The following is an 11,773-nucleotide window of genomic DNA, read 5'->3' as shown; positions in this document are numbered from 1 at the left end:
ACTATTACTGTTATCCACAGGGGGCCTCCAGCACGATGCGACCACTGGAACAGGGTGCAGTGGCGTTGCGGTAGGCGAAGTGCAATTTTGCGCGTTCGCTGTCAAAGCGCAGGGTTAATTCAATGGCGTCCCCGGGGCGCACCAGTTGCTGGAACTTGAGTACTTCCATCCCGGCAAAACGCGGCGGCAGATCGAGCAGCTGCTGGCCCAACACCATTGCCCAGTCCACTTGCACCACACCCGGCAACACCGGTGTTTTGGGGAAATGGCCGCTGAAGAACGCCAGGTCCGGCGGGATCGACAGGTTCAGCGTCCACTGACCGGCGTCTTCGCTTTGGCTCAACACTTCCGGCAGCTTGGGCCGGGGTGCGAGTAACAATGCATCGACTCGGGCCTGTGGCAGCTTGCCCTGGCTGTTGAGTGGTAACTGGCGCAGCAAACGCCAGCGGCGCGGCAAGGCCACGGCTTCGCAGTGCTGACTCAAGTGCTGGCGCAGGGTGTGGGTCAGGGCTCGGCGCCCCTGTTCGCGCAGGGCAAACAGGCCACTGGCGCTGAGCACCAGCAGGGCGCCCAGTGAGGCGCGTTGGTCATGCACCACGCCCAGGCGGGCTTCGGCTACCCAGTCATGGGAGACCAGCGCCTGCTCCAGCATTGGCAGGGAAATACGTTTCTCTTCGAGTTTGACGATGCGATCCAGTCGCCCGAGCAACTCAAATCGCCCGTCGGCTTCAATACGGGCGGCATCAGCCGTGTGTTCGACATGGCCCTTGGGCAAGTAGCTAGAGGCGATGATCAAGGCGCCGTCACTGCTCTGGCTCAATTGCACATCGGCAAAGGGCTGCCACAGGTGTTGCCCCTGACGCCAGGCGATACCGCCGGTTTCGGAGCTGCCGAGGATCTCGGTCGGCCACTGGCCCAGGCGTTCGAACAGCGTCCGGGCTGCTTCTTCGGGCAGGGCACCGCCAGAAGAAAATACTCGGCGGACCGAGCTTAACGCCGGCCAGTCGAGGTTGTCGGCCATGCGCTTGAGCAAGGCCGGGCTGGCGATCCAGGCAAAAGCAGCGTGCTCACGGCTGGCGCGTTGCATGTCTTCAGGGAAGGCCAGTTGTTTGCGTACAAAGCTGCGGCCTGCGCACAGAGGCCACAACACACGGAACAACAGCCCGTAGATGTGCTGCGCCGCCACACTGGCAATAATGCAAGCATCACCCAGATCAGCACCCCACAGTTGCTCCAGTGCCTGAACCTCGTTGGCCATCTGGCGCAGGCTTTTGTCGATCCGTTTGGGTTCGCCGCTGGAGCCCGAGGTGCACAAACTGAGCTGGCACTGGTCCAGATCCAGTTGCGCTGCAGGCAGAGGATCGGCGTACAGGTCCTGCAACTCTTCGCTTTGAGTTATCCACAGGTCAACCTGGCTGTCCCATCGAAGGCGGGTTTGCGCTTGCAGGTCGGCGGGCAAGAGCACGCTGACTCCGGCCTGCCAGGCACCGAGCAAGGCCTGCGCCAGCTCGGCGGCATCTTCAAGGTGTACGGCAACGCGCCGCACGCCGCGCTGTTGCAGGCCGCCCGCCAGGCGCAGGGCCCGTTCACGCAGGGTGTCGTGGTTCAGCTCGGGGTCAACGCTGACCCGGCGATCTGCGTGCCCCTTGAGCAACAGGTGCTCAAGATTTATCCAATTCATGCCCGGCCTCTTACCTTTTGTCGTATCAGCCATTCAATGAAAAACAGTAGCCCCATCAGCGCGTAGGCGATCAGGCCGTTGTACAACGTCCACCAGCTCAGCGGCGCCCACAGCGTCAGGGAGGCTGCGACTAATCCGTTTAGCATGAAGAACAGGCACCAGACCTTGGTCACCTGCCGCGTGTAATCAATTGCAATATCGGGCAGCACGGGCTCGCGCAACCGCGCCAGCCGCTCGATCATTGGCGGCCCGTACTTCAGGCTCAGGCCGAACAGGCAAAGCATGAACGTGCTGACCAGCACGGGGTACCAGCGCAACAGTGCCGGGCTGTTGAACAGCCCCAGCAGGGCGCAGAACATCAATGCAATCACCGCCATCAACAGACTGCCCGGGCGGCGTTCGCCGGTCAGGGCGCGGGCCAGCCACAGGCTGCCCAGCAGCAGCGCGAATTGCCACGGGGCGAAATGGGCCATGCCGAAATACACCGCAAAGGGGTACATCAGTCCGGCCAGCAACAGGCCGAGGCCAATCAGGCGGTTCATGCGTCAGCGTGAACCAGGCGGTAAACCGCCTCGACCACGTCATTGACGGTACGCACCGATTTGAATTCTTCAGCGGCGATTCGTTTGCCGGTTTTACGCTTGATATGGTCAATCAGGTCGACAGCGTCAATGCTGTCGATTTCCAGATCCTGATACAGGTTGGCGTCCAGGGTGATGCGTTCGGGTTCCAGTTCGAAAAGTTCGACCAGAGCGTCGCGCAGGGTGTTGAAAATGTCGTCACGGTTTTGCATGGTTCGGTCTCAGGCTGCCTGTTTGGCGGTGACAAAAGCCGCAAGGCTGGCCACGTTGGAAAAATGATTGCGTGTATCTTTGGCGTCGGCGTCTATTTTGATGCCGTAGGTCTTTTGAATCGCCAGGCCCAGCTCCAGTGCGTCGACCGAGTCCAGCCCCAGGCCGTCGCCAAACAGGGTTTGATCGTCGCCAATGTCGCTGACACTGATGTCTTCGAGGCCCAGGGCATCGATGATCAGCTGTTTAATATCGTTTTTCAGATCGCTCATCTGTGGCGAGCTCCTTAATAAAATAGTCATGCACGAAGTCGTTGAGCAGGCGCGAGGCTTTGGGCGGCGGGCCAAGCGCGGAAAATGTATGTGGATCTATATCGGCACCGACCCGAAAGCTGAAGTGCACGCGACGCTCGGGTATGCGATACCAGGGCTCGGCCTTGGTCAGCGTGGTGGGGCTGACCTTGATCACCACCGGCGTAAGGATCTTCGCACCCCGCAGTGCAATCGCGGCGGCCCCGCGATGAAAGGATGGCGCATGGCCTGGCCGGGTACGCGTGCCTTCCGGGAAAATCACCAGGGTCTGGCCTTGCTGCAACGCCCCCGCAGCGTTATCGAGCATGTCTACGCTGCCATCATTGCTGATGTATTGCGCCGCACGCACAGGGCTACGGGTAAACGGGTTTTGCCAAAGGCTCTGTTTGACCACGCAATTGGCGTTTCTCACCAGGCCGATCAAAAAAACCACATCGATTAGCGACGGGTGGTTGGCGATGATCATCTGCCCGGGGCGGCCTAGCCGCTCGGCACCCTGGACGTCATAGGTCAGCACGCCCATGCGCGCCATGGTGCGAATAAACAGCCAGAACAGGCGGCTGACGGTAAAACGGGCACGCTCGCGGTGACGCGTGGCATCGCCCGGCAGGCAACTCAGCACCGGAAAAATCACCAGACGCAGGCACAGGCAACCGATACCGAACAGTGCAAAGCTGATGGCAGTGGCGATCAAGCGCCAGGCATAAGCATCACGGCGGGCGCTCACAGGCTGCGTTGCCAGTTCCACACACGGTTTTTCCAGGTGTGTTGGAATGTCGCCTTTTCATCGAACAGATGGCGCAAAAGGTTCAGGGCATGGGGCCATTTAGCCTGTTCAATGCTTGCGGTACTGCTGGCGAGTGAAACCTGCCATTGTTTGCCCGGGGTCAGCAGCAGGCCCACGGCATAAGGGAAGGGCACGTCATCGATACAGCGTGCATAGGCCTCGGGTGGCTGCTCTTCGGTGATGATCAGCAACACGGCGGGCGCACCTTCATTGAGCAGGGCGCAGGCTTCGATCAGGCCGTGCTCCAGGCCGTCTCCGGCGGCAGCAATAGCGGTCATTTCGCTGGTTTCGCCGCGCATGATCGACCACAGGCCAATCACGGCGTTATGCACCGAGAGGCTGAACTGCGTGGGGGACAAGGGCTGATCAGCCGCGAGGTCGCTGAGTATGTCGAATGTGCGCGGGGTTTCACCGTGACGCGAGGCAAAGACCAGCGGTAATGCTTCACGGCCTTCGGCCAATGGCCAGCCGACGCAGAATGCCATGCGAGCCAGGCGGCTGAGGCGGCGCCGTTGCATGGCGGGTAAAAATGAGACATCGGGTGCTGCGCTGTTGGCAGCAAGTACACAGGGGTGCTGGCTCCAGGCTTGCCAATCGGCCACGGTGTCGAGGCCTGGAGCCCAGGCGCGCCACGCGGCGATATTGAAATTGATCACTGGAGTTCATCCCGCCCTTGCAGGCTTCCTTGATGCGAAAGTGGACACCGATCGACGCCGCACTTGATACAGAGGGGCGATATTATCCCGGTGCAGTTGGTTCGTAGCAAATATTGCTTACAGCCCCAGTGTGGTTTTTCTGGGAATTTAGAAAAATAGGATCAATGGATTTTATTTGAGAGATTTATTCGTTTGTTTTTGTGGAGATATTCTCGATTGATGTAGGGCATTTCTTAGCAAGGTAGCTAAGCCGCGCAAAGGGCATCTACACTCGGACACTCATAGGTACACGGAGGTTTTGAAATGCGTCGCGTGGTGTTTAACCAGAAAGGCGGTGTGGGTAAATCCAGCATCGCGTGTAACCTGGCTGCGGTTAGCGCCAGCGAAGGGTATCGCACGTTGTTGGTGGATCTGGATGCCCAGGCCAACTCTACTCAATACCTGACCGGACTGACCGGCGATGATATCCCTATGGGGATTGCCGAGTTCTTTAAACACACCTTGTCAGCGGGCGTGGGCTCGAAGAAAAACCGGGTCGATATTTACGAAACACCCTTTGAAAACTTGCACGTAGTGACGGCTACGGGTGAATTGGCCGATTTGCAGCCCAAGCTTGAGGCCAAGCACAAGATCAACAAGTTGCGTAAGTTGCTGGACGAGCTTGCTGAAGACTATGACCGCATTTATGTCGACACTCCACCCGCGCTGAATTTTTACGCGGTATCGGCGTTGATTGCCTGTGATCGTGTGCTGATTCCGTTCGATTGCGACAGTTTTTCACGTCAGGCGCTCTATGGCCTGCTGGCTGAAATCGCTGAGCTAAAGGAAGACCACAATGAAGACCTGCTGGTCGAGGGCATCGTGGTCAACCAGTTTCAGGCCCGGGCCAGCCTGCCCCAGCAAATGCTTGATGAGCTGATTGCCGAGGGGTTGCCGGTGCTGCCCATGTACCTGAGCAGCTCAGTGCGCATGCGAGAGTCGCATCAGGCCTGCCAGCCTTTGATTCACTTCGACCCGAGGCACAAGCTGACCCAGCAGTTTGTGGAGTTGCACGATTACCTGGATCAGAACGCTTAAGCGCTGATGCCTTGGCTGCGCAGCCAGGCGCCAAGTTGCTGCAATGGCAACGCACCGCTCTGGCGTGCGATTTCGCGGCCATTTTTAAACAGGATCAGGCTGGGTATCGAACGGATGCCCAGTTGCCCCGCCAGGTGCTGGTTGGCCTCGCTGTCTAGCTTGGCAAGCCGACACTTGCCCAGCAGTTGGCGGGCGGCCTGCTCAAATACCGGAGCAAAGGCCTTGCAGGGCCCGCACCACTCGGCCCATACATCTATCAGTAGCGGCAGGTCGCCCTTGATCTGGCTGGCGTAATCGGTTTGCTGCAAATCGAAGGGCCTGGCCAGCAATACTTCATTTTTGCAGCGCCCGCATTTGGGGTGCTCACCCAGGCGATCGCCGGGGATGCGGTTCAGGCCGTTGCAGTGGGGGCAGGGGATCAGCAGCGGTTCGGTCATGGAGAGCTCCTTGGAAGTGGCCATTGGTGCCGCCTGTCGCAGCGACTCCAGATTGATGGCGTGCAGTTCAGCAGATGAACACCTGGGCCGCCACCCCCCATGACGTATCTGCTCACAATGTGCTCAAGCCGGCCACCAGGTCTCTATCTAGGCTGTAAAAACCCCCCGGGCTTTGCACCGCTGGTCTGGCGATCGTTATCGCAAGTTGCGATTGCCAGGGTTCGGGTTTAGCCTTCATAGCAAGATGCGATAAGGACATTGCATGCGAGTGATTACAGCAAAACGAATTTGGGAAGCCAAAGCACAATGGCCGCAATCGGCGAGCGCACTGGATGAGTGGTATCGCAAGATCAAAGTCCTAAGCCCTGAAGACTTCGCCGCGTTGAGGTCGTTTTTCCCCGCCACCGACAAGGTGGGTTCGTTTCATGTTTTCAATATAGGTGGTAACAAACTGCGGTTGATCGCCGTGGTGCGTTACCGGGTACAGCGCCTCTACATCCGTCATGTGCTGGATCACCGTGACTATGACAAGGGCAAATGGAAGGAATCAGCACCATGAACGCATTGGTCGAACAGGCAGCAGAGCATTGGCAATTCGTGGCGCCGCTGCTGCGCAAACCGAAAAACGAAGCCGATTACGACGGGCTGGTCGCCGCCCTTGATACGTTGATCGACTTGATAGGCGATGATGAGACCAACCCCTTGATGAGCCTGGTGGACATCATCGGTGACTGGGTTGAGGCTTACGACCTAGAGCATCGACCGATGCCCAAGGTCAGCGGCGTCGATGTGCTGCGCTCGGTGATGCAGGAACACGGGCTGACGCAAAGCGATTTGCCAGGTGTCGGCACCCAGTCTGTGGTGTCCGAAATCCTCAGCGGTAAACGCCAGCTCAACGTACGGCAGATTCGCTGGCTGGCCGATTACTTCAAAGTGCCTGTGGATATGTTTATCTGAGGCTTACGGCGTGCGCCACGCTGTGGCTGGTTTGTGGGCCGACGACTGGCGACCGGCCTCGGTTCTGTGGGAGCGGGCAAAACCGGCAACAGTATATTTACCGGTTTTGCATCACGACGAGCAGCTGATTTCCAGATGCTTGCCCCACTCCGGCGGGCGTTCGGCGTAGCCTTCCATGCCCGGTTGTTCGGTGAACGGTTGGGTCAATACCGTGTGCAAGCGTTGCACTTCGCTGTAATCCCCGGCCTCGGCCGCATCGATGGCCTTTTGTGCCAGGTAGTTGCGCAGGATATACAGCGGGTTGACCGCGTGCATGCGCTCACGCCGGACGCTTTCATCGCTTGCGCCGTCTCGGGCAACCCGGGCCACGTACTGCGCGGCCCATTCGTCAAAACCCTTGAGATCGACAAATTCGTCTCGCAGCCGTGCTACCGCCTGTTCTGCCGGGAGGTCCCCCAGGCGCCGGAAAAACAGGTTGTAGTCGACGCTGCTGCCTTGCATCTTTTGCAGCAAGGTTTCGACCAAGTGTTGATCGGTGTCTTCGGCACTGGTCAGACCTAACCGGCGGCGCATCAGGTCGAGGTAGTGGGCCTGGTACAGCGGCAAAAAAAGCCCCAGGGTTTCGCGCAAGGCTTCAACGCTGATAAACGGCGTCAATGCCTGGGCCAGGGCACTCAGATTCCACTGGCCGATCGGCACCTGGTTGCTGAAGGAGTAACGCCCTTCATGGTCGGAATGGTTGCAGATGAAGTTGGCGTCGAAGTCGTCGAGGAAGGCGAACGGACCGAAGTCAAAGGTGATGCCCAGGATCGACATGTTGTCGGTGTTCATTACACCGTGACAAAACCCGTAGGCCTGCCACTTGGCGATCAGTTCAGCGTTGCGTTCGACGATTTCGCGAAACATGGCCAGATAGGGTTCGGGTTGCTCCAGGCACTCGGGGAAGTGCATCGCCAGCACATGCTCACCCAGTAGCTTTTGCTGCTCGGGGCGCTTGGTGTAGTAGAAATACTCGAAGTGCCCGAAGCGTATATGGCTGGGTGCCAGGCGCAGCACCATGGCGGCGCGCTCCTGGGTTTCGCGCCACACCGGGGTGTCGGAGGCGATCACACACAGGGCTCGGCTGCTGGGGATGCCCAGTGCATGCAGTGCCTCGCTGGCGAGAAACTCGCGGATCGAGGAGCGCAGTACGGCGCGGCCATCACCCATGCGCGAATAAGGGGTCCTGCCGGCGCCCTTGAGGTGCAGGTCCCAGTGCTCGCCCGCGTCGTTATACACCTCACCCAGCAGTAACCCGCGGCCATCGCCCAGTTGCGGATTGTAAGAACCGAACTGATGACCGGAATAGACCATCGCCCGAGGCTCGGCGTTGGCCCACAGGGTATGGCCACCAAACAGTTGCGCAAATACAGGGTCTTGGGTGACAGCGGGGTCGAGGTCGAGCAGTGCCAGGGCGGCGTCGCTGGCGACCACAACACGCGGTGCGTCGATGGGCTCAGGCAGCACATGGGTCGAGAAGGCATCACCCAGGCGGGCAAAGCGGTTATCAAAAGTCAGTTCGTCGAGGGCTTTCAATGACCGTCTCCAGTGAACAGTGGCGGATCGTGGCAGCGGGCTTGCCGCGACGGCATCAACGGGCTTGGTTGGTTAAACCGATTCGTTTGCATCGCAGACAAGCCAGCTCCCACAGAGGTTGCATCGGACTTGCGTCAGTCGAGCTTGCCCAACTGCGGCTTTTGCGGTGGTGGTGTCGGCTCGGGCGGGACTTCCGGCCCAACGGGCACCAGTTTGTATTCTTGCCCCTGCAGGTTCTTGAGGTACACCTCCATCTGCTGGAAGGAGATGTTGATGTGGTGGTTCTTGAACTCGCGGTTGATAAAGCGGTTGACCTCGTCGATCACCGGGTTGCGGTCGCCCAGGTCGCGTACGTGCATGCGCAGTTCGTGGTCGAGAGTGCTTTGGCCGAAGTTGAGGAAGTACACATGGGGCTCCGGGTCTTTGAGCACCCGCGGGTTCTCTTGCGCAGCCTTGAGCAGCAACTGCTTGACCAGGTCGAGATCGGAGCCGTAATCGACGCCCAGCTTCAGGGTCACACGGGTGATGGTGTCCGTAAGCGACCAGTTGATCAGTTGCCCGGTAATAAAGGTCTTGTTCGGGACGATGATGTCTTTGCGGTCGAAGTCGGTGATGGTGGTGGCCCGGATGCGGATCTTGCTCACGGTACCTGACAGATTGCCGATGGTGATGGTGTCGCCGATCCGTACCGGGCGTTCGAACAGGATCATGATCCCGGAAATAAAGTTGGCGAAGATTTCCTGCATGCCGAAGCCCAGGCCTACCGACAGTGCCGCAACCAGCCATTGCAACTTGTCCCAGCTCACGCCCAGTGTCGACAGGGTGGAGACAAAGCCTACGCCGATGATCACGTAGGTCAGCAGGGTCGTAGTTGCGTAAGCACTGCCCTGGCCCAGATCAAGGCGCGACAGCACCAGCACCTCCAGCAGGCCGGGCAAGTTACGCGCCAGCGCGATGCTGATGCCGATGATGACCAGCGCACCTATCACGTCGCCGATGCTGATGGGCACCATGCTCATATTGGCGCCGGTACCGCTGGTATATTCGTAGAGGGTGATGTTGTCCAGGTAGGAAAATACCGAGATCAAGTCAGCCCACACCCAGTACAGAATGCCGATAAAGCCAGCCAGCAGGGCCAGGCGGATCAGGCGCAGGGACTGTTGGTTGACCTGTTCGATGTCCAGGGTCGGCTCTTCGATAATCGTATCGTTGCCTTCGCCTGCTTCCTTGGCGGCCTGGCGTTTGGCCAGTGCACGCTGGTAGGCCAGGCGCCGTGCCGCTACTGCCAGGCCACGGACAAACGCCGCTTCGACCACCAGCCAGAGCATCAGCAGGTAGAGGGTATTGATCAGGCGGTCGCTGAGCTTGAGTGCGGTGTAGTAGTAGCCAAAACACACCGCCACAAACAGCGCCAGCGGCAGCAGGGCGAAGGCAAAACCGAGCAACTTGCGCAGGCGATAGGCTTTTGTTGCTGTTTCAAAGTCGTTGAGCAACAGGCGGCAGAGCAGCCAGGCCATGGCCGCATAGCAACTGAGCACCACCAGAATACCCAGGACATCGTCGGCCAGCGCAGCCGGTTGTTGCTCGGCAAAGGCGACGACGGCCACCAGGGCCAGGACCACAAAACCGAGTTTGCGGATCCAGTTTTGCAAGAACGCGACCAACGGTTTTTCCCAGCGAAAATGCAGTTCGGCCACGCCACCCGGCGCCAGAATCCGGTAAGCGGTGTAGAACACCAGCCAGGCCTCGGCCATCTGAATCAACGCCGCGCCCGTATTGGCATTCATGCCCCGGGCATCGGTTTGCAAGGCGTAGCCGCACAAGGCCAGCGCCAATGAAATGGGCATCGCCAGCAAGATATTGATCAATATTGCCAGCGGCGTGTGCCATTGGCTGTCACGCTTGAAGTGACCGATGTCCTGATGGATGTTGTTCAATTTGCTGTAGAGGTAGCGACGTTTCCACAGCAGCGCCACGACCACCAGCAAAAACGGCAAGAACAGCAGGGGACGTTGCACCAGGCCTTCTGCCAGTTCACTGACGCTGGAACCCCAGGGCAGGGTGGTGATTTGCTGCTCAAGCTGGCGCGGTGCGGTTTCCAGCCATTCCAGATCCAGCGGCTTGTTGCTGGGGATCCAGAACATTTGCTCATCCAGCGTGGCGCGCAGGCTTTGGGCGGTGCTGAGCAGTTGTTTCTGGTTCAGTTGCAGGGTGATCGATTCGTTGAGCAGCGAGCTTAGTTCGCGGTTCAGGCGGTCCAGCAGATCGCTGCGGGTGTTGACCAGTTCGAGCAGGGTTTTGCGCAGTTGCGGTGTGACCTGGTCGACAGGTTGGGTGGACAGCAGGTTGTCGACGTAAGTCGTGGGGTTGCTGATCAACTCGCGCTGCTGGTTGATTTCAAACTGGTACAGACGGATATCGGCGATTTCGTCTGCCAGATTCTTGTCCATTTTTTGCAGGCGCGGCAGGGCTTGCTTCTGCTTATAAAGTATCTTGGACAGCAACAAACTGCCCTTGAGCACGTTGATCTGCTCATCCAGGGCCTGGTCGCTCTGGGTAACGTTGTCCAGTTGTTGCTTTGTTTGCAGATTCTGCTGGGTCACCTCGTTGAGGCGATCGGTGCTGCGCAACAGGTAGTCGGAGAGCTTGAGGTTGATCGCGCTTTCGGTCGCCAGCAGGCTGCTGCTGCCGGACTTTTTCGCCTCGATGGATTGCTCGGTCACGGTCTGCTGCGACTGGGCCAGGCGCTTTTGATTGATCAGGGTTTGCAGGTCCTGGATTTCCTGGTCCTGGCGCGTGGTTTTTTCCAGCAGCAGGTCGTGCTGGCTGCCGCTCAGATCTTGCAACAGGCTGTTGCCAGCCAGTTCCTGGCGGCGCAGGGCAATCAGTGCGTTGAGCGAGGCGGCTTCGGCGTTGAGCTGGTTGCGCTGATCGGGGGTAAGCAACTTGCCATTGTCGCGTCCTGTTTTCAGGGTGGTGTTGATCTGCTGGATACGGGTCTGGCTGTTGCTGATCTCGGCCTGGGCCCGCTCGGGTCGGGTCTGCGCGGCAATGCTTTGGCTGTTGGCGATAGCCAGGGCTTTTTGCAGCTCGCCCTGTTGCGTGGTGCGTTCCGCCAGCAGTTGTTCCAGCTGCTGCACGGACAGCTCGCTGTAGCGCTGGGCTACGGGTATGGGTTTGCTGGCCTTGATTTTGGCCAGTTCGCGCTGGTTTTCGGCAGTCTGGCGAGGGGCATCGTTGATCTGTTGTTTGACGTCGTTCAGGCGCTGTTCGTAATCGGCTTTGCTGTCGAGCAGGGTCAGGGTCTGCTGGAGCACCGCCTGCAGGGCTTTTTGGTCGGCGTCCGGCAGTTTGCGCTCGGCAATTTTGTCCAGGCTTTGCTGCACCGCTTCGGCGGTAGGCGGGTCGGCAGCCTGAAGCGTGCCGACACAAAGGCTCAGGCCGAGCAGGACGGTGGCGATGAACGTGCGCAGAGTTGGCATAGATACCGGTCAGACAAGG

Annotated in this window: 12 protein-coding genes; 3 read left to right on the top strand and 9 right to left on the bottom strand. The window is 59.1% G+C overall.

The features are described from left to right. Window positions 1-10: 10 nt before the first annotated feature. The 6 genes from HBN79_RS01160 to HBN79_RS01135 are packed head-to-tail and all read right to left on the bottom strand — an operon-like array spanning window position 11 to window position 4,226. Window positions 11-1,681, bottom strand: coding sequence for an AMP-binding protein (locus HBN79_RS01160; RefSeq protein ID WP_095025236.1), 1,671 nt, complete (start codon window positions 1,679-1,681; stop codon window positions 11-13). Next, on the bottom strand, window positions 1,678-2,223 hold the full coding sequence (locus HBN79_RS01155) for a hypothetical protein (protein WP_169916146.1): 546 nt from the start codon (window positions 2,221-2,223) through the stop codon (window positions 1,678-1,680). Before HBN79_RS01155 ends, HBN79_RS01160 begins: the two co-directional genes overlap by 4 nt. Then, window positions 2,220-2,474: an acyl carrier protein gene (locus tag HBN79_RS01150; protein WP_095000884.1), complete on the bottom strand. Its 255-nt coding sequence runs from the start codon at window positions 2,472-2,474 to the stop codon at window positions 2,220-2,222. The genes HBN79_RS01155 and HBN79_RS01150 overlap by 4 nt, the downstream gene beginning before the upstream one ends. A gap of 9 nt (window positions 2,475-2,483) precedes the next feature. After that, window positions 2,484-2,744, bottom strand: a complete 261-nt coding sequence (locus tag HBN79_RS01145; protein WP_095000885.1) for a phosphopantetheine-binding protein — start codon at window positions 2,742-2,744, stop codon at window positions 2,484-2,486. Then, window positions 2,719-3,531: a lysophospholipid acyltransferase family protein gene (locus tag HBN79_RS01140; RefSeq protein WP_169916145.1), complete on the bottom strand. Its 813-nt coding sequence runs from the start codon at window positions 3,529-3,531 to the stop codon at window positions 2,719-2,721. Before HBN79_RS01140 ends, HBN79_RS01145 begins: the two co-directional genes overlap by 26 nt. Next, entirely contained in the window at window positions 3,507-4,226 is a 720-nt protein-coding gene (locus HBN79_RS01135; RefSeq protein ID WP_169916144.1) for a beta-ketoacyl synthase chain length factor, read from the bottom strand. Before HBN79_RS01135 ends, HBN79_RS01140 begins: the two co-directional genes overlap by 25 nt. Before the next feature lie 303 nt (window positions 4,227-4,529). Here HBN79_RS01135 and HBN79_RS01130 point away from each other — a divergent pair, with 303 nt between their 5' ends. Continuing rightward, complete coding sequence (locus HBN79_RS01130; protein ID WP_095000888.1) at window positions 4,530-5,303, top strand: ParA family protein; 774 nt, start codon at window positions 4,530-4,532, stop codon at window positions 5,301-5,303. Here HBN79_RS01130 and trxC read toward each other — a convergent pair. Next, window positions 5,300-5,740 carry a thioredoxin TrxC gene (gene trxC / locus HBN79_RS01125; RefSeq protein WP_095000889.1) on the bottom strand — a complete coding sequence of 147 codons (441 nt, stop codon included), beginning with the start codon at window positions 5,738-5,740 and terminating at the stop codon, window positions 5,300-5,302. The genes HBN79_RS01130 and trxC overlap by 4 nt on opposite strands. A gap of 262 nt (window positions 5,741-6,002) precedes the next feature. Between trxC and HBN79_RS01120 the strand changes: the two genes are divergently transcribed. Both HBN79_RS01120 and HBN79_RS01115 read left to right on the top strand, forming a co-directional pair. Next, on the top strand, window positions 6,003-6,299 hold the full coding sequence (locus tag HBN79_RS01120) for a type II toxin-antitoxin system HigB family toxin (RefSeq protein WP_095000890.1): 297 nt from the start codon (window positions 6,003-6,005) through the stop codon (window positions 6,297-6,299). After that, window positions 6,296-6,697 carry a transcriptional regulator gene (locus tag HBN79_RS01115; protein ID WP_095017710.1) on the top strand — a complete coding sequence of 134 codons (402 nt, stop codon included), beginning with the start codon at window positions 6,296-6,298 and terminating at the stop codon, window positions 6,695-6,697. The genes HBN79_RS01120 and HBN79_RS01115 overlap by 4 nt, the downstream gene beginning before the upstream one ends. A 111-nt stretch (window positions 6,698-6,808) precedes the next feature. Here HBN79_RS01115 and HBN79_RS01110 read toward each other — a convergent pair whose 3' ends face one another. Continuing rightward, entirely contained in the window at window positions 6,809-8,272 is a 1,464-nt protein-coding gene (locus tag HBN79_RS01110; RefSeq protein ID WP_095026327.1) for a protein adenylyltransferase SelO, read from the bottom strand. A gap of 134 nt (window positions 8,273-8,406) precedes the next feature. Next, a complete protein-coding gene (gene mscK / locus HBN79_RS01105) occupies window positions 8,407-11,754 on the bottom strand; it encodes a mechanosensitive channel MscK (protein ID WP_169916143.1) in 3,348 nt (1,115 codons plus the stop codon). Window positions 11,755-11,773: the final 19 nt, after the last annotated feature.

It is taken from the genome of Pseudomonas sp. WS 5051 (assembly GCF_012985715.1).
Classification (GTDB): domain Bacteria; phylum Pseudomonadota; class Gammaproteobacteria; order Pseudomonadales; family Pseudomonadaceae; genus Aquipseudomonas; species Aquipseudomonas bubulae.
This window is presented reverse-complemented; position numbering and strand designations above follow the sequence as displayed.